The sequence below is a fragment of the Billgrantia saliphila genome, assembly GCF_002930105.1.
Classification (GTDB): Bacteria; Pseudomonadota; Gammaproteobacteria; order Pseudomonadales; family Halomonadaceae; genus Halomonas; species Halomonas saliphila.
The window spans coordinates 64350-91052 of record NZ_PJRN01000012.1 but is presented as its reverse complement, the minus strand read 5'-3'; the positions used below and the strand labels follow the sequence as shown (position 1 = coordinate 91052).

Annotated in this window: 25 protein-coding genes; 10 read left to right on the top strand and 15 right to left on the bottom strand. The window is 65.0% G+C overall.

The genetic code is table 11. The features are described 5' to 3' along the window. Positions 1 to 38: 38 nt before the first annotated feature. From pcaQ to CYJ07_RS14130, 7 genes are all read right to left on the bottom strand, one after another. On the bottom strand, positions 39 to 980 hold the full coding sequence (pcaQ, locus tag CYJ07_RS14160) for a pca operon transcription factor PcaQ (protein ID WP_104204360.1): 942 nt from the start codon (positions 978 to 980) through the stop codon (positions 39 to 41). Between the two features lie 69 nt (positions 981 to 1049). Next, positions 1050 to 2288, bottom strand: a complete 1239-nt coding sequence (locus CYJ07_RS14155; RefSeq protein ID WP_104204359.1) for an MFS transporter — start codon at positions 2286 to 2288, stop codon at positions 1050 to 1052. Positions 2289 to 2396: 108 nt separating this feature from the next. After that, entirely contained in the window at positions 2397 to 3593 is a 1197-nt protein-coding gene (locus CYJ07_RS14150) for an alpha/beta fold hydrolase (protein ID WP_104204358.1), read from the bottom strand. A 50-nt stretch (positions 3594 to 3643) separates the two neighbouring features. Beyond that, on the bottom strand, positions 3644 to 4861 hold the full coding sequence (gene pcaF / locus CYJ07_RS14145) for a 3-oxoadipyl-CoA thiolase (protein ID WP_104204357.1): 1218 nt from the start codon (positions 4859 to 4861) through the stop codon (positions 3644 to 3646). 243 nt (positions 4862 to 5104) lie between these two features. Beyond that, positions 5105 to 5878 carry a CoA-transferase subunit beta gene (locus tag CYJ07_RS14140; protein ID WP_104204356.1) on the bottom strand — a complete coding sequence of 258 codons (774 nt, stop codon included), beginning with the start codon at positions 5876 to 5878 and terminating at the stop codon, positions 5105 to 5107. Further along, entirely contained in the window at positions 5878 to 6708 is an 831-nt protein-coding gene (locus CYJ07_RS14135; protein WP_104204355.1) for a CoA transferase subunit A, read from the bottom strand. Before CYJ07_RS14135 ends, CYJ07_RS14140 begins: the two co-directional genes overlap by 1 nt. Positions 6709 to 6873: 165 nt before the next feature. Next, entirely contained in the window at positions 6874 to 8202 is a 1329-nt protein-coding gene (locus CYJ07_RS14130) for a class-II fumarase/aspartase family protein (protein WP_104204354.1), read from the bottom strand. A gap of 236 nt (positions 8203 to 8438) precedes the next feature. Between CYJ07_RS14130 and CYJ07_RS14125 the strand changes: the two genes are divergently transcribed. Continuing rightward, entirely contained in the window at positions 8439 to 9152 is a 714-nt protein-coding gene (locus CYJ07_RS14125; protein WP_104204353.1) for an SDR family NAD(P)-dependent oxidoreductase, read from the top strand. Positions 9153 to 9224: 72 nt separating this feature from the next. Here the strand turns inward: CYJ07_RS14125 and CYJ07_RS14120 are convergent, their stop codons facing one another. The 4 genes from CYJ07_RS14120 to CYJ07_RS14105 form a co-directional block, all read right to left on the bottom strand. Next, positions 9225 to 10448, bottom strand: coding sequence for a CaiB/BaiF CoA transferase family protein (locus tag CYJ07_RS14120; RefSeq protein WP_104204352.1), 1224 nt, complete (start codon positions 10446 to 10448; stop codon positions 9225 to 9227). Positions 10449 to 10602: 154 nt separating this feature from the next. After that, entirely contained in the window at positions 10603 to 12108 is a 1506-nt protein-coding gene (locus CYJ07_RS14115) for a tripartite tricarboxylate transporter permease (RefSeq protein ID WP_104204351.1), read from the bottom strand. Between the two features lie 33 nt (positions 12109 to 12141). After that, positions 12142 to 12642, bottom strand: coding sequence for a tripartite tricarboxylate transporter TctB family protein (locus CYJ07_RS14110; protein WP_104204350.1), 501 nt, complete (start codon positions 12640 to 12642; stop codon positions 12142 to 12144). Between the two features lie 75 nt (positions 12643 to 12717). Beyond that, a complete protein-coding gene (locus tag CYJ07_RS14105; RefSeq protein WP_104204349.1) occupies positions 12718 to 13704 on the bottom strand; it encodes a Bug family tripartite tricarboxylate transporter substrate binding protein in 987 nt (328 codons plus the stop codon). 271 nt (positions 13705 to 13975) lie between these two features. Here CYJ07_RS14105 and CYJ07_RS14100 point away from each other — a divergent pair, with 271 nt between their 5' ends. Continuing rightward, entirely contained in the window at positions 13976 to 14755 is a 780-nt protein-coding gene (locus CYJ07_RS14100) for an IclR family transcriptional regulator domain-containing protein (protein WP_104204348.1), read from the top strand. A gap of 31 nt (positions 14756 to 14786) precedes the next feature. Beyond that, positions 14787 to 15740, top strand: a complete 954-nt coding sequence (locus tag CYJ07_RS14095) for an AEC family transporter (RefSeq protein ID WP_104204347.1) — start codon at positions 14787 to 14789, stop codon at positions 15738 to 15740. A gap of 85 nt (positions 15741 to 15825) precedes the next feature. Here the strand turns inward: CYJ07_RS14095 and aroQ are convergent, their stop codons facing one another. The 3 genes from aroQ to CYJ07_RS14080 all read right to left on the bottom strand — a co-directional run bounded on the left by aroQ (position 15826) and on the right by CYJ07_RS14080 (position 20118). Then, entirely contained in the window at positions 15826 to 16269 is a 444-nt protein-coding gene (gene aroQ, locus CYJ07_RS14090) for a type II 3-dehydroquinate dehydratase (protein WP_104204346.1), read from the bottom strand. A 37-nt stretch (positions 16270 to 16306) separates the two neighbouring features. Further along, positions 16307 to 19288: a bifunctional [glutamate--ammonia ligase]-adenylyl-L-tyrosine phosphorylase/[glutamate--ammonia-ligase] adenylyltransferase gene (gene glnE, locus CYJ07_RS14085; protein WP_104204345.1), complete on the bottom strand. Its 2982-nt coding sequence runs from the start codon at positions 19286 to 19288 to the stop codon at positions 16307 to 16309. 74 nt (positions 19289 to 19362) lie between these two features. Next, positions 19363 to 20118: a FadR/GntR family transcriptional regulator gene (locus CYJ07_RS14080; protein WP_104204344.1), complete on the bottom strand. Its 756-nt coding sequence runs from the start codon at positions 20116 to 20118 to the stop codon at positions 19363 to 19365. Positions 20119 to 20359: 241 nt separating this feature from the next. On the opposite strand from CYJ07_RS14080, the gene CYJ07_RS14075 reads away from it, so the two are divergent. From CYJ07_RS14075 to CYJ07_RS14045, 7 genes are all read left to right on the top strand, one after another. After that, positions 20360 to 21220, top strand: coding sequence for an amidohydrolase family protein (locus CYJ07_RS14075; RefSeq protein ID WP_104204343.1), 861 nt, complete (start codon positions 20360 to 20362; stop codon positions 21218 to 21220). Then, positions 21210 to 21992: an L-fucose dehydrogenase gene (locus CYJ07_RS14070; RefSeq protein ID WP_104204342.1), complete on the top strand. Its 783-nt coding sequence runs from the start codon at positions 21210 to 21212 to the stop codon at positions 21990 to 21992. The genes CYJ07_RS14075 and CYJ07_RS14070 overlap by 11 nt, the downstream gene beginning before the upstream one ends. A gap of 10 nt (positions 21993 to 22002) precedes the next feature. Then, positions 22003 to 22347: an L-rhamnose mutarotase gene (locus tag CYJ07_RS14065; RefSeq protein WP_104204341.1), complete on the top strand. Its 345-nt coding sequence runs from the start codon at positions 22003 to 22005 to the stop codon at positions 22345 to 22347. A 26-nt stretch (positions 22348 to 22373) separates the two neighbouring features. Next, on the top strand, positions 22374 to 23318 hold the full coding sequence (locus tag CYJ07_RS14060) for an ABC transporter permease (RefSeq protein ID WP_197038374.1): 945 nt from the start codon (positions 22374 to 22376) through the stop codon (positions 23316 to 23318). 14 nt (positions 23319 to 23332) lie between these two features. After that, positions 23333 to 24088, top strand: a complete 756-nt coding sequence (locus CYJ07_RS14055) for an ATP-binding cassette domain-containing protein (RefSeq protein WP_104204339.1) — start codon at positions 23333 to 23335, stop codon at positions 24086 to 24088. Between the two features lie 39 nt (positions 24089 to 24127). After that, positions 24128 to 25135: an ABC transporter substrate-binding protein gene (locus CYJ07_RS14050; protein WP_104204338.1), complete on the top strand. Its 1008-nt coding sequence runs from the start codon at positions 24128 to 24130 to the stop codon at positions 25133 to 25135. 91 nt (positions 25136 to 25226) lie between these two features. Further along, positions 25227 to 26258: a zinc-binding alcohol dehydrogenase family protein gene (locus tag CYJ07_RS14045; RefSeq protein WP_104204337.1), complete on the top strand. Its 1032-nt coding sequence runs from the start codon at positions 25227 to 25229 to the stop codon at positions 26256 to 26258. 54 nt (positions 26259 to 26312) lie between these two features. On the opposite strand, the gene CYJ07_RS14040 is transcribed toward CYJ07_RS14045, so the two are convergent. Then, a complete protein-coding gene (locus CYJ07_RS14040; RefSeq protein WP_104204411.1) occupies positions 26313 to 26684 on the bottom strand; it encodes a diacylglycerol kinase in 372 nt (123 codons plus the stop codon). Positions 26685 to 26703: the final 19 nt, after the last annotated feature.

Below are 26703 nucleotides of genomic sequence, written 5' to 3'. Positions count from 1 at the left end.
CATAACCGTTGGGTTATGCTGCGCTGCCGCTACGATGGCTATCTTGCACGGCTACCCGAGCCGCGCCCGGCGCTGACCTCGCGCAGCACCTCGCAGAAGGCCTCCAGCGCCAGCGAGGGCTGCATGCTGGCATTGAAGCAGAGCCCAACGGAGCCGCCCTGGGCTTCCAGGTCAACGGCTAGCCGACACAGCCGCCCCGCCGCCAGGTCCTCGGCGATGGCTTCCTCGGGCGCGACCCAGATCGCGTCGCTCTCCAGGGTGTAGCGTCGACTGACGGGCAACGAGAGGGTCTCCAGTCGCTGGCTCATCAATGTCAGCGAATGGCGCACGCTGAAGCTGTCGACCTGCTGGCGCAAGGTGGTCTGGGGCGGCGGCAGTACCCAGGGGAAGTCGCCCAGCCGGGCAGGGTCTAGGGGGGAGACGCCGGCCAGCGGATGGCCGCTGCGCACGCTGAGCAGCAACGGCTCGTAGTAGAGATGCTCGAAGGCCAGGTCGCGGATCTCGCGGGCCTCGGTCATGCGCCCCACCACCAGGTCGAGCTCGCCGCGGCGCAGCCGCGAGAGAAGGAAGGCACTGGAGCCGGTTACCACGTTCACGCCCACGTCGTTCTGACCGCCGGGCGCGGCGTGCCAGCGCCGAATGGCCTCGGGCAGCAGGTGGCTCTCCACCGTGGAGAGCGCGCCCACGCGCAGCCAGCGGTCGCCGCGGTGGGTATCGCCGACAGTGGCCACGCCCTCCTCCAGCGCACGTAAGGCCGGCCCGGCGTGGCGCAGCAGGGTCAGGCCGGCCTGGGTCAGCGCCACGCCCTGGGCGGTGCGCTCGAACAGGTCTGTCTCCAGGATATCCTCGAGCTCGCGGATCGCCTTGGAGATGCCCGGCTGGGTAATCGCCAGGACCTCGGCGGCACGGGCGAAGCTGCGCCGCTTGGCAACCTCGAGAAAGGCCTGCAGGTGACGCAGCTTGATGCGGGAGTTGAGCATGACGATTCGGCGTCGGCGTAAGGAACCGTTACCTTCGCGCAAACCGCGCGGGAACGGAAGTCACGCGGCTCAGCGCGGCGCGTGTGGGGAAGCGTGCGCGGCCGGCTCGCGGCTGGCCAGCAGCCGCGGGATGATGCCGATCGCCACCAGCCCGATAAACGCCGTCGGCAGGAAGGCGAGGCTCGTCGTGCCGCTCCAGTCGTTCAGCCACCCGCCCAGCACCGTGATGGCGAAGACCAGCAAGTAGCCAAAGCAGAGCATGCCGCTCATCAGCCGCGGCAGCTGCTCGAGCGTCACCAGCCAGGCCGGCAGCGCCAGCACGAAGATGAACAGCGCGCTGGTGAAGAAGCCGAACACGCCCGCCGCCCAGACCACGTGGCCGCCCGGCAGCGCCAGCATGGCGGGTATCGACAGCAGGGCGAGCAGGGTGATGGCGATCAGCGGCCGGGCGCGGCCCATCAGGCGGTCGGCGAACAGGATCAAAAGCGCCGACGAGATCATCTGGGCGCCGTTGAGGGCGATGAGGCTCGCCGCCAGCAGGTGCAGGCGCTGGCTTGCCTCGAGCAGCGGCGGCAGGAAGATGTTGCCGCAGAAATAGAGCGCCGCCGCCGCGCCGAGCAGAGCCACCAGGCGCCACATGCGCCCGTCGCCCAGGTCCGGCAGGGTCAGGCGGCCCTCGGCAGGCCTGCCGGCAGGCGAATTGGCCAGCGGCAGCCGGCGGCCCACCAGCAGCAGTGCCAGCATCAGCAGCGGCACCGGCAGCACCCACACCGTAAAGGCCCACTGCCACCGCTCGCCCAGCCACAGCGCCACCATCGGCCCGGTGGCGCCGGCCGCCAGCAGCTCGCCGACCAGCAGGCCGTTGGTGTAGACCGCCGAGGCGCGGCCGACATGGCCCGGCGCCCACAGCTTGGCCAGCACCGGCATGGCGGCCTGCATGAAGGCGATGCCCATACCCATCAGCACGGTGGCCAGGGTGAAGGCCAGGAAGCCCTGCGGCAGGCTGCGCAGGCCGCTGCCCAGCGCCATCACCGCCAGCCCCAGCAGCAGGCAGCCGCGCACACCAAGGCGCGCCAGCAGCCAGCCCGCCACCAGCCCACCCGCGGCCAACGTCACCAGCGGCAGGCTGGTGGCGGTGGCCACCTCGCCGTTGGTGAACCCCAGCAACCCCTTGAGCTGCGGAATGAGCGGCGGCACCACCAGCACCGTGAGGCGCAGGTAGAGCCCCAGGCACCACAGCAGGCCATAGGCCAGCAGCGCCTGGCGCAGCCCTTCCGAGGTCTGCTGGGTTAGCGTGTCGTGGGTCATGCCCTTCTCTCCTGCGCTCACTGCATCATGTCCGTAAAGCCGAAACCGGCCCAAAGGCCGGTTCGGATCATGCCATGCGGCACATCTTATTAGCACCCTAACGAAAGTCTAGGATTTCTCACCCCAACCTAATTCTTTTGCCAACGCAAACGCATGGTTCGCCGCCGGCACGCCGGCGTAGACCGCCACGTGCAGCAACACCTGGCGCAGCTCGGCTTCACTCAGCCCGATGCGCTTGGCGGTCTTGAGGTGGAGCGTTAGCTCCTCGCGGCCCAGGGCGGCGAGGATGCCGGTGGTGATCAGGCTGCGCTCGCGGCGGGTGAGGTCGTCGTTGCTCCACAGCTCGCCCCAGGCCAGCCGGGTGATCATCTGCTGGAACGGCGCATCGAGGCTGTTGGCGTTCTCGGTGGAGCGGGCCACGTGCGCCTCGCCGAGCACCTGCTTGCGGGTCTCGAGCCCATCGGCGTAGCTCACGCCATGCTTGCCGACGTCTTCTCGATCGTTGGCCATCCACAGCAGCAGCCGCTTGGCCATGATTGCCGGGCTCTCCACCGAGGGCACGTGAGCGAAGCCTTCGAGAATCTCCAGGGGCGCGCCGCCACACTCGGCCGCCAGGGCCTGCAGGGTCTCGGGCGGGGTGGCTACGTCGTCGCTGCCGCCGAGCAGGTGTACACCGAGGTTCGGGTACTGCGCGAGCGGCCCCTTCAGCTTGCCGCGGAAGTCGCTGCAGCCGAGCATCTCGCACAGCCGGGCGTAGGACTCACCGTCGGTACGCGCCATCTGGGTACGCCAGCCGGCTTCCAGGGCGGGTTCTGCTTTAAGCCGCTCGGCGGAGAACCAGCGCGGCACGATCTCACCGGAAATGGCCGAAAGCCCCTCATTGCGCACGCGGCCGGCGCGGGTAGTCCACAGCTCGGCGTTGCCGATCACGGCACCAGTGTTGGTCAGGGTGACGGAGTAGAGCCGCTCGGCGTGCTCGGCAATCAGGTGCTGGCCCACCACGCCGCCGATGGAAGTGCCGACGAAGTGGAAGCGCGAGGCGCCGGCATGCTCGACCAGCGCCAGGGCATCGTGGGCCAGCGCCGCCGGGGTGATTTCGCCGCCCGCCTCGGGCCAGGCCTGGCTGGCACCGTGGCCCGGCAGGTCCCAGGTCAGCACACGGTAGCGCGGCAGCAGCGCCGGCAGCAGGTCGTCCCACACCGCCTGGGTCATGCCCAGCGGATGCGCCAGCACCACCAGCGGCAGCGCCTCGGGGCCGAGCAGGCGATAGGCGACGCTGCGGCCGTCGATCGTCAGAAATGCCATAAACACTCTCCCATCCTCAGGCGTCGAATCATGGCTCGGCGCCCTTGCCTTTATACGCGTTCGATCAGCGTCGCGATCCCCTGCCCCACGCCGATGCACATGGTGCACAGGGCGTAGCGGCCGCCCGTGAGCTGCAGCTCGTGCATAGCGCTGGTGACGATACGCGCGCCGGACATGCCGAGCGGGTGACCCAGGGCGATGGCACCGCCGTTGGGATTGACCCGCGGGTCGTCGTCGGCGATGCCGAGCTCGCGCAGGCAGGCCAGCGCCTGGGCGGCGAAGGCTTCGTTGAGCTCGATGTGGTCGAGCTGGTCCACGCTCATGCCGAGCCGCTGCAACAGCTTCTGCGAGGCCGGCACCGGGCCGATGCCCATGATGCGCGGCTCGACGCCGGCGGTGGCCATGCCGTGGATGCGTGCCATCGGGGTCAGGTTGTAGCGCTTCACTGCGGCTTCGCTGGCGACGATCACCGCCGCCGCGCCGTCGTTGACGCCGGAGGCGTTGCCCGCGGTGACCGAGCCCATCACGCTGGAGCCGGCGGCGCGGAACGGCGTGGGCAGGCTGGCGAGCTTCTCCAGGGTGGTCTCGCGCGGATGCTCGTCGGTATCGAAGACCAGCGGTTCCTGCTTGCGCCGCGGCACCTCGACCGGCACGATCTCGCGGGCCAGGCGGCCATTGTCCTGGGCACGCTTGGTCTTCAGCTGCGAGGTGTAGGCGAACTGGTCCTGGTCCTCGCGTGAAATGCCGAACTGCTCGGCGACGTTCTCGGCGGTCTCCGGCATCGAGTCGACGCCGTACCGCTTCTTGAGCAACGGGTTGATGAAGCGCCAGCCGATGGTGGTGTCCTCCATCGTCTGGCTGCGCGAGAAGGCGCCATCGGCCTTGCTCAGCACGTAGGGTGCCCGCGACATCGATTCGACGCCGCCGGCGATCATCAGCTCGGCCTCGCCGGCGCGCACGGCACGCGCCGCGGTGCCGATGGCGTCCATGCTCGAACCGCACAGTCGGTTGATGGTGGTGCCGGGCACGCTGGTCGGCAGGCCGGCGAGCAGCGCCGACATGCGCGCCACGTTGCGGTTGTCCTCGCCGGCCTGGTTGGCGCAGCCCATGATCACGTCATCGATGGCGGCCGGATCGAGGTCCGGGGCGCGTGCGAGCAGGGCTTCGAAGATGCGCGCGGCGAGGTCGTCGGGGCGCACGCTAGAGAGCGTGCCACCGAACTTGCCGATCGCCGAGCGCACCGGATGACACAGATAGACGTCGTTCATGGATAAAAATCTCCTGAAATTCGCTGTTAGAACGTGACGAGCAATGGCCAGACAAGGTGAGAGACAGCGACAAAACGGCAAGGATTGCCGATTTGGGCAGCTCCGCTGCTCGAAGAGCGAGCGACATGGATGTCGCGAGTCCAAAGGCGGAGTTTACGTATGGGTAAATGCATTTTGATCGGACTCGCGCCCGAGCTGTCTCTCAACGCCGTATGGCCAAGCGCAGGCCGTTATAAGGCGAATTTACTCGCCCGCGTGCTTGCGTTCGGTCCTCTCCTTAAGCTCACGCAGCACCTCGAGTTCGCGGGCGCTGGGCTCCGGCGTGGTCTCGAGCGTGTCGGCGAAGCGGATCTCCCAGCCGGTGGCCTCGATCACGTCCTCGCGGGTCACGCTCGGATGCAGCGAGACGACGACCAGCTCCTTGGTCTCGGGATCGGGCTTCATCACGCACAGGTCGGTAATAACCCGGGTCGGGCCGCGGCCGATGTTGGGTACGCCGTCGCGGCCCTTACCGTCGCGACCGAAGCCCAGCGTGGTGATGAAGTCGACGTCCTTCACGAAGGTGCGCTTGGAGTGCTTGAGCGTGATGAACACTTCGCCGGCGTTGGTGGCGATCTCCGGCGCCCCGCCGCCGCCCGGCAGGCGCACCTTGGGATCATGGTAGTCGCCGATCAGGGTGGTGTTGAGATTGCAGTAGCGGTCGATCTGGGCGGTGCCGAGGAACCCCACGTCGACTTTGCCGCCCTGCAGCCAGTAGCGGAACATCTCCGGCACCGAGACGGTGGTCAGCGCCGATTCGCACAGTTCGCCGTCGCCGATGGAGAGCGGCAGCACCTCGGGCTTGGTCTGCAGGGTGCCGGATTCGTAGATCAGCACTACCTCCGGCGCATGGGTCAGGCGCGCCAGGTTGGCCGCCTCGCTGGGCAGGCCGATGCCGACGAAACAGGTCATGCCGTTCTCGAGCGCACGTGCGGCGGTGACGCTCATCATCTCCGCGGAGCTGTAGTCGAGGCTCATCAGGCATTCCCCCCTGCAGTCATGACGTTCTCTTCGATCCACCGGGTAAAGGTGTCGCGGTCGCGGGCGATGGCGTCCCACTCCTTGTAGAAGGCGTTGTTGCGCGGGTAATAGCCGTGAGCATAGGAGGGCAGCGAGCCCCTCTCGGCCACGGCAAGGGCGCTGACCGCCCAGCCGGGGATGATGCAGGCGTTGGGGTGATAGCCCGGCTCGGTGCGCAGGTCGTCGACGATCTCCTCGACGGTGACGATGCTCTTCTTCGCCGCCAGTACGGCTTCCTTTTGCACGCCGATAATGCCCTCGACCAATACGTTGCCGGCGCGGTCGGCCTTCTGTGCGTGGACGATGGAAACGTCGGGGCGCACCGAGGGCACCGCGGCCAGGCGTTCGCCGGTGAAGGGGCACTCGATGAACTTAATCTGGTCGTTGACGCTAGGCAGCTCGCTGCCCACGTAGCCGCGCAGCACGGCCAGCGGCAGCCCGGCGGCCCCGGCCTCGAAGGCGCAGGCCATGGCGGCGTGGCTGTGCTCGAGAATCTCGACCTTGTGCGGCCAGCCCTTCTCCACCGCGTCGCGCAGGCGATGCAGCGAGCCCACGCCGGGGTTGCCGCCCCAGGAGAAGATCACCTTCTTGGCGCAGCCGGCACCGATCATCTGGTCGTAGACCAGATCGGGCGTCATGCGAATCAGGGTGAGATCGCGCCGGCCTTGGCGAATCACTTCGTGACCGGCGGCGAAGGGAATCAGGTGAGTGAAGCCTTCCATGGCCACGGTGGCGCCGTCTTCGACGTAGCGCGCTACCGCGTCATGCAGGCTGAGGATCTCGGCCATGGTGGGAACCTCTTTCTCTTGTGTTTCCTTTTGTCCGCATAACGAACACAGGTTTGTGATACGAACAACAGTAATCACCCCTTTCGCGATCGTCAATAACGAAAAAGGGGAAGCCATCGCCTCCCCTGTCTGCACGTTCCCGCATAATCACGACCGCACAATAGGTTACGGCGTTCCAAGCCAATCGATGGCACGCTGGACCTGCTTTTGGGTACTACCAAGGTATAAGGTGGGATCGGCGGCACGCTCCAGCTCGGCGCTGTCGATACGCCCCTGCACCTCGGGGTGCTCGGCCAGCACCTCGGCATAGCCACGCCGCTCGATGCGGGCCGTCTCGGCCGCCTCGGCGCTGATCCGCTTGGCCGCGTCCTGACCGACGACGGGTGCCAGCAAGCGCGACACCGGTTCGGCCATGATCGCCCCGCCGGTGATCGCCAGGTTGCGCTGCATCGCCTCCGGGTGCACTTCGAGCCCCTCGAGCAGCACCGCGAGCTGCTCCAGGGCACCCTCGAGCGACAGCGCACTGTCAATCAGCGGCGACCACTCGGCGTGCCATTCGCCCAGTCCACGCTCCAGGGGTTGAGCGCCGGCATTGAGCAGTACCGTGGTATGGCCGTGAATCTGACGACAGGCCGCCCGAATCAGCGCACAGCGCACCGGGTTGCGCTTGTGCGGCATGGCGGATGACTCGCCCATGTCCTCGCCGCCTGGCTCGCTGATCTCGCCGATCTCGGTCTGGGTCAGCAATGACACGTCCAATGCCGCCTTCTCGGCGGCTCCGGCCACGGCATCCAGCGCCGTGGCCAAGGCATGGATGGGCTGGCGGTCGGTGTGCCAGGGCAGCACCGGGGCCGCAAGCCCCAGGCGCTCCGCCAGGGCGTCCATGAAATCGAGGCCCTGCTCGCCCCAGCCGGAGTGCACCCCCACGGCACCGCCGAACTGCACCGGCAGCTCGGTGGTGACCAGGCGGCGGCGCGCCTGCTCGAGCCCGATGGCCCAGTGGGCCACCTTTACGCCGAAGGTGATCGGCAGCGCCTGCTGCATCAGGGTGCGTCCCACCATGACCGACTGCTCATGGGTCTTCATCAGCTCGACCGCGGCGGCGCGGCAGCGCAGCAGCAGTGCATCCAGTGCGGCCAGGCGAGGCTTGAGCAGCAGCATCAGCGCGCTGTCGATCACGTCCTGGCTGGTGGCACCCATGTGCCAATAGCGCTTGAGTGCCTCGGGCAGTGCCGCGCGCCCCTGCTTGACGAAGGGGATCGCCGCGTTGCCGCCGCTGGCCACACCCGCCGCCAGGGCATCGAGATCGAACGCATGCGTCTCGAGACGCTCACACATGGCGCAGTGGGTTCCGGCCGGCAGCGCCCCTTGGCGTTCCTGCACCTCGACCAGCGCCAGCTCGAACGCGAGCATGGCCTGGACCATGGCCTGGCCATCGCACTCTGCCAATGCCGTTTGGCTCATGAAGGGGTGTCGAATCAGGGGGGCTGGCATGGTGAGGTCTCCGAGGCGGGCTTGTTGTACGTACCAATGTTCGCGATTCGAACCGATGCTAGAGGCTGCGCCGTCATTGAGCAACTCACGAGCCGGGCGCCAGAAAACCTCCGTTGCGACAGCCTTGCCTGGAGCCGTTAAACGAAAGTCGCATTGTGGCGTGCGTGTCGCGGCGCAACCATTAAACGCAATTCGAACTTATGTACGCATAGCGTACCGTCATCGAAGGATCCGACATGACCGAATCCTGTGCCGTCGTCACCGGAGGCGCCCGCAACATTGGCCAGGCCATCGCCCTGCGCCTGCAGCGCGACGGCTATCGCACCTTCGTGCTGGATATCGTCGAGCCCGAGGCCGAATCGCTCAAGGCGGATGCGAGGCGGGTCGACCTCGCCGACGTGAACGCCACCCGCGCGGCGTTGGACGAGATCGCCCGGCAGCACGCCGTGGACTGCCTGGTCAACAATGTGGGCATCGTCGTCCCCGCGCTGCTCGACGAGACCCGGGTGGAGGACTTCGATCGCCTGATGCACCTAAACGTGCGTTCGGCATTGGTCTGCACCCAGGCGCTGCTGCCGGGCATGCGCGAGCGCAACCACGGCCGCATCGTGATCAACGCCAGCCGCGTGGTACTGGGCAAGGAGGCGCGCACGCTCTATAGCGCGACCAAGGGGGCGCTGCAGTCCATGGCTCGCACCTGGGCGCTGGAGCTGGCCGGCGACGGCATCACCGTCAACTGCGTGGCCCCCGGCCCCATCGCCACGACGGCGTTCTGGGAGAACAACCCGCCGGATTCCGAGCGGGCACGGCGCATCATCGACAATATCCCCGTGCAGCGCATGGGTCAGCCCGAGGACGTGGCCCAGGCCGTGAGCTTCTTCTGCGACGAGCGCAGCGGCTTCGTCACCGGGCAAACCCTGTTCGTCTGTGGTGGTGTCACCGTCGGCTGACGTCGGCTGAGAATAGTGCCGTCTCGAGTAGGCCCCGCCATATCGGGGCCTGTCGCATGCGCATGACCGGGCCTAGAGAACGCCCTGACGACGTAGTGCATCGATCTCCCTCGGCGCCTTGCCGAGCAGCCGCGCCAGCACGGTCTCGGTATCCTCGCCCAGTGTCGGCGGCGCCTTGCGGTACTCGAGCCGGGTACGCGAATACTTGATCGGATTGGCCACCCCAGGTACCGGTCCACGCTCGGTTTCGAGCTCGATCTTCATCTCCCTCGCCTGGACCTGGGGGTCATCGAATACCTGGGCGATGTTCTGGATCGGCCCGCAGGGCACCGCGATCTCACGCAGCAGCGTCATCCATTCGGCAGCAGTGCGGCTGCGCGTGATCTCGACCATGATCGGCACCAGCTCAAGGCGATGGCGCACCCGCTCCGGATTGGTGGCGAAGCGCGAGTCATCGGCCAGCTCGAGGCGGCCCACCGCCTGGCAGAAACGCTGGAACTGGCCGTCGTTACCAATCGCGATGATGACCTTCTCGCCGTCGGCGGTGGGGAACGGCTGGTAGGGCACCAGGTTGGGGTGGTACTCGCCGGTGCGGGTGGGCGGCGTACCGCTGCAGAAATAGTTCTGCGCCTGGTTGGCCAGCCAGCTCACCTGCACGTCGAGCAGCGCCATGTCGATGTACTGGCCTTCGCCGGTCTGGCTGCGATGGTGCAGCGCGCCGAGAATGGCGATGGCGGCATTCATGCCGGTGGTCAGGTCCGCCACCGCCATGCCGACCCGCTGCGGGCCGGCGCCCGGTTCGCCGTCGGCCGCCCCGGTAATGCTCATCAGCCCACCCTGGGCCTGGATCAGGTAGTCGTAGCCGGCCATGGTAGCCATCGGCCCGGTCTGACCGAAGCCGGTGATCGAGCAGTAGATCAGCCCCGGGTTGATGGCTTCGAGAGTGGCATAGTCGAGCCCCTTACGGGCCAGGCCGCCACTCTTGAAGTTTTCCACCAGGATATCGCTCTCGGCGGCGAGCTCGCGGACGAGCGCCTGGCCCTCCGGCTTGCCGATATCCACCGTCACCGAGTGCTTGCCGCGGTTGGCCGAGAGGTAATAGGCCGACTCTCGGGTCTCGTTGCCATCGCGGTCCTTGAACCATGGCGGCCCCCAGTGGCGTGTGTCGTCGCCGCTCGTGGGGCGCTCGATCTTGATGACCTCTGCGCCCATGTCGGCGAGTATCTGGGTGCACCAGGGGCCGGCCATCACGCGACTCAGGTCGAGCACCCGCAGGCCTGTCAGCGGTCCTGCCATCGTATCGCTCCTCAATTATGCTTCACGTCATCGCTGACGGCGCAGGCTCGTCATTCGTGCGATCGCCACCCGGCGCAATATGCGCGGTCGGCAGCGGACGTGCCTCATCGGTTCCGGTCCTAGACCTTCAACGTCACCCTGGCTCACATGGGGCTCAAGGCGCCTCCTGGGACGTGTCGGTCTGGGTCGGCAGTCGCCGCGCGGTCACGTAGCGGTAGAGCGCCAGCAGGATGGAGCCCAGCGTCAGCGCGATGAAGAACCAGGCGATCGGGCCGCGCACGAAGATCGACAGGTCGTTGCCGCCGATCAGCAGCGAGCGACGCAGGTTGTCCTCGAACATCGGCCCCAGGATGAAGCCGATCAGGAAGGGGGCGGCGGGAATCGCCGCGCGATTGAAGACATAACCCAGCACTCCGAAGCCCAGCATCAGCCACACGTCGAAGGTGTCGTTGTTCACGGCGTAGGCGCCGTAGACGCAGAACATCAGCACGATGGGAAAAAGGATCTCCTTGGGAATGTCGGCGATCAGCGAGAAGTACTTGATGGCGCCGTTGCCCACCACCAGCAGCACCAGCGAGCTGAACATGATGCCCATGAACAGGGCGTAGATCAGCGGCAAGTTCTCCTGGAACAGGAGCGGGCCGGGCGTCAGGCCGTGCACCATGAAAGCGCCGAGGATGATCGCGGTTATCACGTCGCCGGGGATGCCAAGCGACAGCAGCGGGATCATGGTCGCCCCCGCCACGCCGTTGTTGCCCGCTTCCGAAGCGGCCACGCCTTCCACCTCGCCCTTGCCGAAGTTGTCGCGCCGCGGCGAGCGGCGCCGGGCATCGCTGTAGGAGATGAAGGCCGCGGCGGTCGCTCCGGTGCCGGGGATGGCACCGATGATCACGCCGATCAGGCTGCCGCGAACGATGGTTTTCAGGCTTCGCTTCATCTCGGAGAGGGTCACGCTGGCGCCGCTGGCCTTGGCCTTGATGTGCGGCAATGCCTTCTTGCGGTAGAACTCGACGATCTCGGGAATCGCAAACAGACCGATCAGCAGCGGAATGAACGAGATCGAGTCCATCAGGTTGTAGTTGCCGAAAGTCAGCCGCTGGGAGCCGAAGACTTCATCCAGCCCCACCAGTGAAAGCAGAATGCCCAGCAGCGCCGCCAGCAGCCCCTTGATCATCGAGCCGCTGGCCAGCGAGATGATGATGGTCAGCGAGAAGCAGATCAGCCAGAAGAACTCGGGGGCACCGAAGTTCAGGGCGATCTTGGCCAGGTAGGCGGCGAAGAAGATCAGCGCGATATTGGAGATGAAATCGGCGATGACCGAGGAATACAGCGCCATCTTGAGCGCCTTCTTGGCGTGCCCCTGCTGGGCCATGGGATAACCGTCGAGCAGGGTGCAGGCCGACGCGGGCGAACCGGGCGTGCGGATCAGGATGGCGGTGATGGAGCCGCCGTACATGCCGCCCTTGTAGATGCCGACCAGCAGCAGGATGGCGGCGATCGGCTCCATGGAGAAGGTGAAAGGCAGGGCCAGTGCCACCGCCATGGTGGCGGTCAAGCCGGGAATGGAACCCACCACCACGCCGATCACGACTCCCAGCGCGATGGCCAGGAAGTTCTCTGGATGGAGGAAGAGCTGCAGGACTTCCGAAATGATTTCCATACGTCACCTAGAACCAGGGTGGGCGGTTCGCCATCAGAACGGCATCACCGGCAGCGGCACGTTCATGACCTTGACGAAGAGGAAGGTGACGACGACCGGGAAGACGATGGCCAGGCCATAGACCCACCAGGTACGCACCGGATGGGCGACGAACAGGATCAGCGTGGCCAGGATGCCGCTGATCACCGCGCCCAGCGCCTCGAATAGCGTCACGTAGACCAGCAGTGCCACGACCATCAGAGCGAAGCGGCGCCGCGGCCCCTTCTCGATGCGGCGACCGTCCTCCTTGTCGGTGTTGTCGACCAGCAATCCCTGCACGATCAGTAGGGCGGAGAAACCGAGCAATAGCCAACCGACGATGCGCGGCAGCCAGCGCGGCGACATCATGGGGTTCTGCAGGATCGGTGGTTCGCCGATGTAGTTGGGGATCAGATGGAACAGCAGGATGGCGGAGGCGATCAGCAGCACGACGCCGGCCAGGACGTCGCCGGGGTCCCGGATCGGCCCACCGCGCTTGTGTACGGGTGTCGACATAGCCACCTCCTCTGGAAAACAGGTGAGGCGAGGACGGAGCCCTCGCCTCATCGATTGCCGGACCGGCTCAGGAAATTACTGGCTGATGCCCGCCTGATCGGCGACTTCCTGCCAGCGCTCCACCTCGGAGGCGATGAACTGCTTGAACTCCTCGCCGGCGACCTGGCCGGGTTCGGCGCCCAGCTGCTCGGCGAAGTTCTGGAATTCCTCGCGCTGCATCACGGCGTCGAGCGCTTCGCGCATGGCGTCCTGCGCCTCCTGCGGGAAGGACTCGTGCGCGATCAGGCCGAACCAGGCGGTGGTCACGAACTGGTCGAGGTTGTAGTCACCCCCTTCGCGCAGGGTCGGTACGTCGGGCAGGTGCTCGGAGCGCTCGGCGGATGTGACCGCCAGGGCCTTCAGGTCACCCGACTTGATGTGCGACAGCACGGTCGGCATGTTCTCGAACGACACGTCGACGTCGCCACCCAACAGGGCCGGTAATGCCGCGCCGCTACCCGCGAACGGAACGGCCGTCATGTTGGTTTCCGTCAGGGTCTTGAACAGCTCACCCGACATGTGAATGGAGCTGCCCACGCCGCTGTGGCTGAAGGTCATGTTCTGCTCTTTGGCCGCCTCGACGAACTCCTCGACGCTGTCGTAGGGGCTGTCCGCCGGCACCACCATGACGTTGGGGATGTCGATCAGGTTCTGCAGGAAGACGAAGTCTTCGACCGGGTCGTAGGCCAGGTCGGGATAGATCGCCGCCCCGATGGTATGGCCAGGGGAAGCCATCAGAATGGTGTGATCGACGTCGCGGCCGCCGCGCGCCAGGCGCCCGGTCGCCACGGTGGAGCCCGCGCCGGGGCGATTCTCTACCACCACGTTGGCGTCCAGCTCCTCCTGGAGCAGATCGGCAACGCGACGGGACAACACGTCGGTGGTACCGCCCGGCGCGTAGGGCACCACCAGGCGCACGTCGTCGGTCGGCCACTCGTCGGCCTGCACCGTGGAGACGCTCGCCGCCATTGCCAGGCTGCCGCTGCACACCGCCAGGCTCGCTGCTTTCAGGAAATTCATCATCACGCCACCTATTCGATTGGGTACGTTATTGTTGATGGGGATCGCCCTGTTCGTTATACGTACATATATTCGCAAACCACACCGAGAGTACTGCGTTCTTTCTTGGCCCCAAAACCCGACTTTAGTCTTAACGCCTGTGGCATCGCGATCCGTGGTTTTTCTCTCGTCAGTGTCGCGGGTTTTGGTTCGCATATCGAACACTGATGCGTTATCGTCTGCGCCGCCTGTCCGGCGCGAATCCAGCCGTTGTAGTTGTAAAGAGGATGTCTCCATGCAAGACGAGGTGTTGAGCCCAGACGACCGCGACTTCGTGACTGCCCTGGCCAGTGGCTTGGAGGTCATCCTGGCGTTCGACGAGGCGCATCCGCGAATGACGCTGAGCGAAGTGGCCGCCCGTACCGGCATGAATCGCGCCAAGGCGCGCCGCTTCCTGCTGACGCTGCATGCGCTGGGCTACGTCAGAAAGCAAGGTCGCTCCTTCGAGCTGGCACCCAAGGTGCTGCAGCTCGGCTATGCCTTTCTCTCTTCCAACAATTATCGCAGCGTCATTCAGCAGGTGCTGGAAGACATCACGGCGGAAATCGGTGAGTCGTCTTCGCTGGGTGTCATGGAGGGCAACGAGGTCGTCTATGTGGCGCGCTCGGCGGCACGGCACCGCCTGCTGGCCATTACCCTCTCGGTGGGCACGCGTCTGCCGGCGGCACACACCTCGATGGGCCGGGTGCTGCTCGCCCAGTTGCCCGACGCCGAACTCGACGCCTTCCTCGAGAAGGCCGTGCTCGAGCCTTATACCGACAGAACCATCACCGACAGGGCGGAGCTCAAGCGGCGTATCCTCGAAGTGCGCCAGCAGGGCTATGCCATCGTCGACCAGGAACTCGACTCAGGGCTGCGCTCGCTGGCGGTGCCGGCCTTCGACGCCAACGGCAAGCTGCTCGGCGGCATCAACATCAGCACCAATGCGGCGCGCGTCGATTACGACACCCTGGTCAAGCGCTACCTGCCACTGCTGCAGGAGAAGGCACGCCAGATCCGCACCTCGGTCAGCTGAGGGCCACGCTCGTCCAGGCAAGGAGGCCGATGTGCTCGAGATATTCGCGATTACGGCACCCATCTTCCTGCTGATCGGCATCGGCTACCTGGCCATGCTGCTTCGCATAGCGAACCGCGAGCGGGTGCAGGGAGTGGCGACGTTCGTTCTCTACATCGCCCTGCCCGCCCTGGTGATCCGCGCCCTGACGCAGAGCCCCATCGAAGAGGTCTTCAACCTTCCTTACCTGCTGGCCTACGGCGGCGGTTCGATCGCCGTCTTCCTGCTGGTGCTGCTGATCGCGCTGCGCCTGCAGCGGCGTCCACTCGAGGTCGCCGCCCTGCAGGCACTGGGCACGTCGGCCTCCAACAGCGGCTTCGTCGGCTACCCCGTGGCCGCGATGGCGCTGGGCTCGCCCGCCGCCATCTTCTTGGCACTGAACATGGTGGTGGAAAACCTGCTGGTGATCCCCGCCGCCCTCATCCTGGCCGAGGTGGGGAGGCAGGGTGGCCAGGGCGTACGCGAAGTCGTGCGCAGCACGGCAGTGCGCCTGGTGCGCAATCCGGTGCTGATCGGATTGACGATCGGGGTGAGCCTGGCGCTGGGCGGGATCGAGCTGCCGGTCCCCGTCGATACCGCGATCGACATGCTGGCGGACGCCGCCGCGCCCACCGCCCTGTTCGTCATCGGCGCGACCCTGTTCGGGCTGCGCGTGCGGGGCATGGTCGGCGACGTGGGCCAAATCGTCGTCGGCAAGCTGCTGCTGCACCCGCTGGCCGTGCTCGTCGCCTTTCTGCTGCTGCCGGGTTTCGATCCTCTGCTGGTGGCCGGCGCGCTGATCTTCGCCTGCGCCCCGATGATCAGCATCTACCCCTTGCTCGGGCTGCGCCACGGCATGGAGGGAGTGACGGCGGCCGCGCTCATGGTGGCAACCCTCGCCTCCTTCCTTACCCTCAGCCTGGTCATCTGGAGCCTGCAGGGCGTCGGCCTGCTCCCGGCAGGTTAGGCGAGGGTTCGGAGAGGGCGCCGCGCTTGCCCAAACCGGCACAATTACCCCCTCAAGCATCCCTCGACACCTGACGAGGATTGCCTCAGGTGCGCTCAGCGGCCCGGATCACCGCGTCGAGCGCGGCCAGGTAACCCTGGCTGCCGAGCCCGGCGATCACGCCGTCGGCGCGTAGCGAGACGTAGGAGTGATGACGGAAGCCCTCGCGCTTGTGCACGTTGGAGAGATGCACCTCGATCACCTTGCCTTCGAAGGCGTTGAGGGCGTCGAGGATCGCTACCGAGGTATGGGTGTAGGCGGCGGGATTGATGATGATCGCCGCGGTGCCGTCGTCACGCGCCGCGTGGATCGCGTCGATCAGCTCCCCCTCGTGATTGCTCTGCAGCGCCCGGATGTCCCAGCCGTTGACCGCGGCTTTCTCGTACAGCGTATTGTTGATGTCGTTCAGCGTCTCGCGGCCGTATATCTCGGGCTGGCGGGTGCCCAGCAGGTTGAGGTTGGGGCCGTGCAGTACCAGTACCTTGTTCATCTTGGTTCCATCGAGTGGTGGCGGAATCGACAGGCGATCATGATTCGGGCTCGAGCAGGCGCTGCCAGGCGTCGATCACCGCCTGGCGTTGCGCCCTGAAGTCCGCGTCTCGGCCGCGGGCGGGCTCGCGCGTCAGCGAAGCGCGATGGGCGGCGCTGCGCAGGGCCAGGTAGGCCTCGCGTAACCGTCGACACTCATCGGCGGGCAGACGATCGGTCGCCTCCAGAGTCTCGAGGATGCGCATGTTGTCGCTCCACTCGAGCAGGTCCGGGGTCTCGTGGCCCATGGAGAGCACCGCATACTGGCACAGGAACTCGATGTCGACCATGCCGCCGGGGTCGTGCTTGAGATCGAATTCGCCCTCCCCGCTCTTGCCGCCCAGGTGGTCGCGCATCTTCTGGCGCATCTTCACCACCTCCGCGCGCAGCGCCTCACGGTCGCGCTCGCGACCGAGAATCTCGCGTCGAATCTCGGCGAAGCCCTCCGCCAGTCGCGAATGACCGGCCACCACACGGGCACGCACCAGCGCCTGGTGCTCCCAGGTCCAGGCCTCGCGTCGCTGGTAGTCGGCGAAAGCGTCCAGCGACGCGACCAGCAATCCCGCATTGCCCGAGGGGCGCAGGCGCATGTCGACCTCGTAAAGGGCGCCGGCCGGGGTCACCGCGGTAAGCAGGTGAATGATGCGTTGCCCCAGGCGCGTGAAGAACACCGGGGCGTCGAGGGGCCGAGAGCCATCGGTGGCGCCATGGGTGTCGGCGTCGTGGATAAAGACCAGGTCGAGATCGGAGCCGTAACCCAGCTCGATGCCGCCCAGCTTGCCGTAACCGACGATCAGGAATTCGGGCTCGATGCCGGCGCGGCTGCCGTCGCGCCGCTGCGGATGGCCATGCTTGCGCACCAGATGGCGCCAGGCCATGGTCAGCACCGCCTCGAGCAGTACCTCGGCAATATAGGTGAGGTAATCGCTGACTTTCATCAGATGTCGGGTACCGGCGATGTCCGAGGCGGCGACCCGCAGCACGTGGGCATGCTTGAACACACGCAGCGCCTCGAGCTGAGCCTCTTCGTCCTCTTCGGGGATGCGCCCCAGGGCCTGGCGCAGCTCGTCGGCCAGGCGCGCCTTGTCGGCAGGGGTGTACAGCGTCTCCGGTGTCAGCAGCTCGTCGAGCAGCAGCGGATAACGGGCCAGCTGCTCGGCGATCCATGGGCTCGCGCCGCACAGCCCCATCAGGTGGCTCAGTGCTTCGGGGTTCTCGCGCAGCAGCGCCAGGTAGGCAGTGCGCCGCAGCACCGCCTCGATCAACGGTAGCACTCGTTCGAGCGCAACGTCGGGGGCGTCGCTGCCGGCCACGGCATCCAAAAGCAGCGGCATCAGGGCTTCGAGACGCTCGTAGCCGATGCGCTGCATGGTCTGCACCTGGCGCGATTGGCGCAGGGTCGCCAGCCGCCGCAGCGCCGTCGCAGGGTCGGCGAAACCGGCCTCATCGAGCAGCGCGCGCCCCTCGTCGTCGTCGAGTTCGGCCTGCCACAGCTCACGCCAATCGTCGAGCGACACGACGGCGCCGTTCGGCGCATTCTCCTCCTCTTCGAGCTCCGTCTCCGGATCGGCGATCACCGCGTCGAAATGCTGGCGCACCCGCGCCCGCACCTCTTCGAGCCGCGCCACCACCGCGGGCCAGTCCTCCATGCCCAGCGCCAGGGCGACGCGCTCGCGCCCCAGGTCGTCGTCGGGCAGGTTCTGGGTCTGACGGTCCTCCTGCGCCTGCAGCGCATGCTCGAGATCACGCAGGAAGACGTAGTCCGGAAGCAGCTCGTCGACCACCGTCGGCGGTAATAGGCCCAACGCCGGTAGTCGCTCGAGGGCGGTGTGCAGCGAGGTGACCTGCAGTTCGGTATCGCGCCCGCCGCGAATGAGCTGAAAGGCCTGGACCACGAACTCCACTTCGCGAATGCCGCCGGGGCCGAGTTTGATATTGGCTTGCATGCCGCGACGCTTCACTTCGCGATTGATCAGCCCTTTCATCTCGCGCAGCGACTCGATGGCGCCGAAGTCGAGATAGCGACGGTAGACGAAGGGGCGCAGATGCCCCAGCAGCTCGGCTCCGGCCTCCAGGTCGCCAGCCACCGGCCGCGCCTTGAGCATGGCATAGCGCTCCCACTCGCGGCCCTGGTTCTGGTAATAGGCCGCCAGCGAGGCGAAGCTTCCCACCAGCGGGCCGCCGTCGCCCAGCGGGCGCAGGCGCATGTCGACACGGAAGACGAAACCTTCGGCGGTCACCGCGTCGAGCGCGGCGATCAGTTTCTGCCCCAGGCGAGTGAAGTACTCCTGATGCTCGAGCGACTTGCGCCCACCCTCGGTCTCACCGTTCTCGGGGAAGGCAAAGATCAGATCGATGTCGGAAGAAAGATTGAGCTCGCCGGCGCCGAGCTTGCCCATGCCCAGTACCACCAGCCGCTGCTCGCTACTGTCGGCGCGTGTGGACGGCCGTCCCCAGCGCGGCTCGAGGTGCGTTTCGAGCCAGGCGAGCGCCCCCTCCAGGCAGACCTCGGCGAGCCGCGACACCGCCGCCGCGGTCGTCCACATGTCGACACCCGCCGGCCGCGTCAGGTCGCGCCAGACGATGCCCAGCATGCGCGCCCGACGAAAGCGGCGCAGCGCGGCATGCAGCCCCGCCTCGTCCTCGGCCCCTTCCAGCCGGTCGGCCAGCCAGGCGGAGAGCGCCTCGGCGGGCGGCGACGCCTCCAGCTCGCCGCTGGCATCGAGGTGCTGCAGCCAGTCGGGATGGCGTACCAGGGTGTCGAGGGCGAAGTCGGAAATGGTCAGTACCCGCGCCAGGTCCCGGCGCCGCTGCGTATCCAGCGCCAGCCAGTTCTCCGATGGCGGCTCCTGACCGGTCATCTCGGCGAGGTCGTCGGCCTGCGCCAGGCTATCGCTCAAGCGCTGCCTGGCCTTCTGCAGGGCGGAGGCAAGCTGAGGGGGGATGTCAGCGGCAGGCAGAAAGTCGTCGGGCAGGGCCATGGGCATCTCATGCTCAGAATTCGAATGCACTCAGCATAGCGAACGGGCCATGGCGGAAGAAGAGCCGCTCGTACTTACTCGTTGAAGAACACATTGATCACATGATCCAGATGCACTTCCATCGCGCGTCGTGCCGCTTCGGGATCGCGCTCCTCGATCGCCCGAACGATGCGCTCATGGTCCCCCTGTGAGTGCAACGCCATCCCCGTTTCCATGTAGTGATCCTGCAGACGGCGAAACATTGCGCCGTATTTATGACCCAGCAAATGCTTGATCAGTAACGCATAGGCGGCATTTCCCGAGGCTTCAGCTATGCGGATATGCAACAGCCGGTCTCCAACCAACTTACCACTGTAGCTAAAGGTGTCGTCCATGTTGCGGGCCAGGGCGGCACGGATGGCGGTGAGGTCCTCTTCGCTGGCGTTGACAGCGGCGAGAGCAGCGTTTTCCGGCTCCAGGTAGCGTCGTGCCTGTAGCAGCGAGAAGGGTGGGATTTCCTCGTCGAGATTGAGCTCGATCTCGCTGGCGAACTCAGGGTCCATGGCCCAGGACTCCTTACGCACGGCCGCCTGCATGACGGGCTCATTTGGCAGTGGCGAGACGGCTTTGACCAGCACGCCATGGCCGACCCGAACCTCGACCTGCCCTACCACTTCCAAGGCTATGAGCGCCTCGCGCACCGAAGCCCGACTGACCCCCAGCGACTGCGCCAACTCGCGCTCCGGCGGTAGCAACGTTCCGGCGGGAAATTCGCCGTCGTGAATCAATTGTTGCAGCTGGTCGGCAATCTGCCGGTAGAGGCGCTGGGACTGGATCGTCTTGATCGGCATCTGGTCACTCCTCGTAGCATTTCGACCAAAGTTCTACGTACAAACCTTGTTGTTTGGCGCGAAAGCCAACCATAGTTAACCGGATCATTGGTCAGGCCTTTAGATGACTAGTCCAAGCATTTTCCCATGTTCGGCATAACTTCGCCATCAATGACAATCACAACAAAGGAGCCATGCCATGCATCCTGCTTCCCTTTTCGATGAGCTACACCAGCCCTGCACCAGTCGTTAAGGGGCAACCATGCGTATCGATGCTCATCAGCATTTTTGGCGCTACGCGGCTGCCGAATACCCGTGGATCGACGAATCCATGACAGCGCTCAGGCAAGATTACCTACCTGAGCAGTTGGCCAGGGAGCGAACCGCTTGTGGCATACAAGCCAGCATCGCCGTACAGGCCAGGCCCAGTGAGGCGGAGACCCGATGGCTACTGGAGCTGAGCGATCGGACCTCCTCTATCGTGGGTGTCGTCGGCTGGGTCGACCTTACCGCCGCGGACCTGGAAGAACGTCTGGCACAGTGGTCACACCCTCGCCTGTGCGGTTTCCGCCACCTCATTCAGGACGAAGAAAAACCGGCCGCTTATATGGCCGACCCAGCCGTACGCCAAGGCATCCGGACCTTGCAGCGGCACGCATTGAGTTACGACGTGCTGGTCACAACAGCCGACCTCGGCTCCGCCTACGAGCTATGTACGGCCTGCGGTGGTCACGTCCTCGTTCTCGATCATTTGGGCAAGCCCAATATTCGCGACAGCGACTTCGAGAACTGGCGACGTGATTTCCGTCGCTTCGGCGAGCTGGAGCACGTTGCGTGCAAGCTCTCGGGCCTGATCACCGAAGCCGATTGGCAGCGCTGGCAGCCGAAACAGATATGGCCCTATCTGGATACGGCGCTCGACGTCTTTGGCGAACAACGGCTGATGTTCGGCTCCGATTGGCCGGTATGCCTGGTCGCAGGCAGCTACACGGCGGTGTATTGCCTTATCGATGACTGGGCGACTCGGCGCGGACTCGACAAGACGGCGCTATTCGGCGGCAACGCCCAACGACTCTATCGTATCGGGCAGTACCCCGCTGACGAGGTGAATCATGGATCTTGAACTGGACGACAAGGTCGTCATCGTCACCGGCGGCGCATCCGGGATCGGCGCGGCTATCTCGCTCACCCTGGCGCAGGAGCGCGCCATTCCGGTCATTCTTGCCCGCAGCCAGCCTCAACCGGACTTCATGGTCGAACTGGAAAACCTGTCGTCAAAAGCCTGCTTCATTGCGACGGAGCTCAGCGACGAGGCGGCATGCCGCCGGGCAGTAGATGAAATCATCGACCGCTTTGGCCGGATCGACGGGCTGGTCAACAATGCCGGCGTCAATGACAAGGTCGGCCTGGAGGCGGGCGTCGAGGCCTTCACCGCCTCGCTGAGACGCAACCTCATCCACTATTACACCATGGCCCATCTGTGCCTGCCCCACCTGCGCGACTGGCGCGGCGCCATCGTCAACGTCAGTTCGAAGACAGCTCTCACCGGGCAAGGCGATACCAGTGGCTACAGCGCATCCAAGGGCGCCCAACTGGCGCTGACCCGAGAATGGGCGGCGAGCCTGGCCAAGGATGGCGTGCGCGTCAATGCAGTGATTCCCGCCGAGGTCATGACGCCGCTCTACCGACGCTGGATCGATACCTTCGAAGACGCCGACACCAAGCTGGCCGAAATCACGTCTGCGATTCCCTTCGGGCAGCGTATGACCGAGGCGCGGGAACTCGCCGATACCACCGTCTTCCTGCTCTCGGCCCGAGCCTCCCATACCACGGGGCAATGGCTATTCGTGGATGGCGGCTACGTTCATCTCGACAGAGCACTGACCGCTTCATGAGGCGACGACCATGCGCTATTGCCTGGCCCTGGCCCTGGACCTGATTGACGATGAAGCGCTGATCGCAGAGTACGAACGCCGCCACCACCGCATCTGGCCAGAGGTACGCGATCACCTCCTCCGATGCGGGGTCATCGATATGCAGATCTACCGTCTCGGCACACGTCTGACGATGATCATGGAAGTCGACGCGCAACGTTTCAGCTTCGCGGCCATGGCCGAAGCCGAGCGGCAATCACCAATCATCCAGCAGTGGGAAGACGAAATGGGACGCTACCAGCGCCCGACCCCATGGACAGAGGAGAACAACAAATGGCAACTCATGAAGCCAATCTTCCAGCTGGCCGAACAGTAAAAAAACCTACTAGTCACCGGGTGGCAGTGAAGCGATGGCGTTTGCCGGTAGAAACCCTGGTGCTCGGGCTCACGCTGCTGTTGTGGGGGGTCATGTCGTTGTCGACGAGCACCTTCTTTACTACCAATAATCTCATCAACATCCTGCGCCAAGTCTCGGTCGATAGCATCATCGCCTTCGGCGTGCTGTTTCCCATCCTGATTCGCGGCATCGATCTGTCGGTGGGTTCGGTCGCCGCCTTGTCGGGCGTGGTCTGTGCCACCCTGTTGACCATGGGCCTGCCGATTCCTGTCGCCATTGGCCTCACTCTGCTGCTCGGTGTGGCCATTGGCTCGCTCAACGCCTTTTCGGTCTACCGTTTGGGGATTCCCGCCTTCATCATCACCTTGGCCGGCTTGCAGGCTTACCGAGGGGGCGCCTTCCTGGTCAGCGACGGTACCAGCGTCTTCGGCCTGCCCAAGGAAATGGCGAGTTTTGCCCGCGCCGAATGGCTGGGTATCCCGTCACTGTTCTGGACGATGCTGGTGATCGGCCTGATCCTGCATTTCATCCTCAGCCAGACCCGCACCGGTCGCTACATGGTTGCCATGGGCAGCAATTACGAGTCGGCCCGGCGCGCAGGTATCAACATCAAGCGCATCGTCTTCTTCGCCTATATCGTCAGCTCACTGGCCGCATGTATCGCCGGCATCTTGCTCATGTCGCGCATGAGCATCGGCTCCCCTACGGCGGCGGTCGCCTACGAACTCAACGCCATTGCAGCCGCGGTGGTAGGGGGCGCCAGCCTGTTCGGGGGACGAGGCAGCGTGCTGGGCACGTTCATCGGTGCCCTGCTGTTCGCCACCATTGCCAATAGCGCCAACCTGCTGGGCATCGACTCCTTCTGGCAAATGGTTGCCACGGGTGTGCTGATCGCCGTGGTGGTCTACGTCGACAACCTGCATAAACGCCGCCAGAGCGGCCTGAAGTAAGACGGGAGAAGGCCATGAATTCGCTGTTGGAAGTCCGTTCGCTGAAGAAACGCTTTGGTGCCGTGGAAGTGCTGTGCGGCGTCGATCTGACGCTCGAGGCCGGTGAAGTGCTGGCCGTCATCGGCGATAACGGCGCGGGCAAGTCGACGCTGATCAAGCATATTTCCGGTGTCTATCAGCGCGACGATGGCCAAATACTTCTTGATGGCCAGCCGGTGGCATTCGGATCGCCCAAGCAGGCGCGAAAGGCCGGCATCGAAACGGTCTATCAGGACCTGGCCTTGGCCGATGAACTATCCGTTGGGGGAAACATCTTTCTGGGCCGCGAACCCACCCGCCGCTGGCTCGGCCTTTTACCCGTCGTCGACAAGCGCGCCATCCAGCAGGAAACACAGCGACTGATCGACAGCATCGAAAGCCATATTCCCGATGGGACGAGTACGGTAGCCGGCCTCTCCGGCGGCCAGCGTCAGGCCGTTGCGATTGCCCGCGCACTCTATTGGGAAGCGAAGGTAGTGATTCTCGACGAGCCCACCGCGGCCCTGGCCGTGATGGAGCGGGAAAACGTGATCAAGCTCTCTCGAATGCTGGCCAGTAAGGGGGTCGGAGTGATCTATATCGGTCACAACCTGATCGAGATACTCGAAGTCGCCGATCGCATCGCGGTGATGTACCGCGGCCGCATCGTACACGTCGCGCGCTCCGAAGACACCAGCCAGGAGGAACTCATCAAGTACATGACGGGGTACACCGACCGCAAGACTGCCTAAGCGCTCACACACAACAAGACCAATGCAAGGAGCATAACCATGAGATTCGCCAAACACACCCTCGCCATTACAGCGGCGGCGGCCAGTTGTCTGTCGCCGGCCATGGCCCAGGACACCATGACGATTCCGGTCGTGATCAAGGCAACTACGGCCTCCTACTGGCAGGCGGTCTTCGACGGGGCCCAGCAAGCCGCCGAGAAACTCGGCATCCAGATCGAGGAACTAGGTCCTGCCAACGAAACCCAGGTGGCGGAGCAGATCTCGATCATGGAAAACCTGATCAGCCGTCGCCCCCCCGCCATCGTGCTGGCCCCGGTCTCGACCGATGCCCTGGCCGGGCCGGTAGAGGCCGCGACCGAGGCAAAAATACCGATGATCATCATCGACTCGGGTGTCGATACGGACAAGTACGCGGCACTGATCGCAACCGACAATTTTGCCGCCGGCCAGCGTGCCGGGCATGCGCTCGCAGGATGCATCGAAAAGACCCAAGGCGAGGCAGCCGGTCAGGTGGCCTACCTGCGAGCCAACCCCAACGGCGAGTCGCTGGTTTCCCGCGATGAGGGCTTTCTCGAAGCTATCTCTAATTACCCCGACATTGAGGTTGTCGATAATCGAGTAGCTAACAACGATACCGCCAAGGCGATGAACGATACGCTGGATCTGCTCAATCGCTACCCCGACCTGCGCGGCATCTTTGCCGACAACCAGTTGATGGGCGACGGTGCCGGCACGGCATTTGCCGAGCAGGGAGCCGGCGAAAGCGTCTGCCTGGTAGCGTTCGACTCCAGCGAGCTGGAAGTGGATTTCCTCCGCCAGGGTATTATCGACTCGTTGATCGTGCAGGATCCCTACATGATGGGATATGCCGGCGTCTGGTACGCGCATGCCGCCCAGCAAGGGGTTGCGCTGCCTCGTAGCGTGGATACCGGCGTGCATGTTGCCGATACCGAATCCGTCGACCTGACCGAATTCTCGGGACTGCTGGACCCCAGCCAGCGTGAAATGTCGCCCTATCTCGGCATGTCTCCCGATAGCCAGCAATAGCACATCGCCTTGCTACCCAGGGTCAGGCGTCGTTTGGCGGGCCCGCACCAGCCCGCCCGACACCTGCCCCCTTTAGGAGAGCCCTGAGCCTATGAAGACCCTAGTCTGTACGCAGCCGCGCCACATGGAGCTACGCGATGTTCCCGCACCATCGTGCGCTGCAGGGGAAGCGATGATCCGGGTTCGCCGGGTGGGTATTTGTGGAACCGATATCCATGCTTATGGCGGAAACCAGCCCTACTTCGACTATCCGCGCGTACTGGGGCATGAGCTTTCCGGTGATATCGTTGCCGCTGGCGACGGCGTTGACCCCGAATTGATTGGCCAGCTCGCCTACGTGATTCCCTACCTGAATTGCGGCGAATGCCGGGCCTGCCGTCACGGCAAGACCAACTGCTGTCAGAACATGCAGGTCATCGGCGTGCACCGTGACGGTGGCATGGCGGACTATCTCAGCGTGCCGGCCGATCATCTGGTGACGTCTCAGAAGCTCGATTCGGAACAGCTCGCACTGGTGGAATGCCTGGCGATCGGCGCCCATGCCGTGCGGCGGAGCGACATCAAACCGGATGAACTCGTTGTCATCGTGGGCGCGGGACCGATCGGCATGGGTGTCCTGCAAATCGCCAAGACCCGCGGCGCTCGTACACTCGTCGTCGATACCAACCGCGACCGTTTAGGCTTCTGCTGTGACACATTGGGTGCCGACGGCATCCTGCATGCCTTGGACGATGATCTGGAGGCCTGTATCGCCCGCCATAACGACGGCGCCCTGGCGGACGTGGTGTTCGACGCAACCGGTAATCCAGCTGCTATTAATCGCGGCTTCGCCCTGGCCGGGCATGGAGCGCGCTATGTCCTGGTGAGTGTGGTCAAGGCCGATATCTCCTTTAACGACCCTGACTTCCACAAGAAGGAACTTACACTTCTAGGCAGCCGCAACGCCACCCGCGAAGACTTCGAGACCGTTACGAGTCTCATCGAAAGCGGCAACCTGCAGCCTACGGCGATGATCACTCACCGCGGCCCGCTTGCGGAGTTGCCCACTTTGATGCCGCAGTGGTGCGATCCGGCGACCGGTGTGATCAAGGCCATGGTGGTATGCGACGCACAGCCTGCCTGACCAAGACGATTACCGATCTTAGCGATGCCATGCGCCAGCGTGCAAAGATAGCCTTCAGCCGAGGAACTTCTGCCAGGCGAGCAGCCCCCAGGCCAGCCCGGCCGCCAGTAGCGCCAGCATCACCGCGGCCGACCCGATGTCCTTGGCCTTTCCGGAAAGTTCATGATGTTCGGTGCCGATGCGATCCACCACGCTCTCGATAGCGCTGTTGATCAGCTCGACGATCAGCACCAACAGGCAGCTACCCAGCAGAAGAATCCACTCCACCGGCCCCGAACCGATCCACCAGGCCAACGGCATCAGCACCACGCAAAGGGCGAGCTCCTGACGGAACGCCGTTTCGTGACGAAAGGCGATCCTGAGTCCCTTGAGCGAGTAGCCGGTGGCATCGATCAGGTGCCGCCAGCCGGTACGTTCCGGTTTCATCGTGCTGCCGTCCTCACGC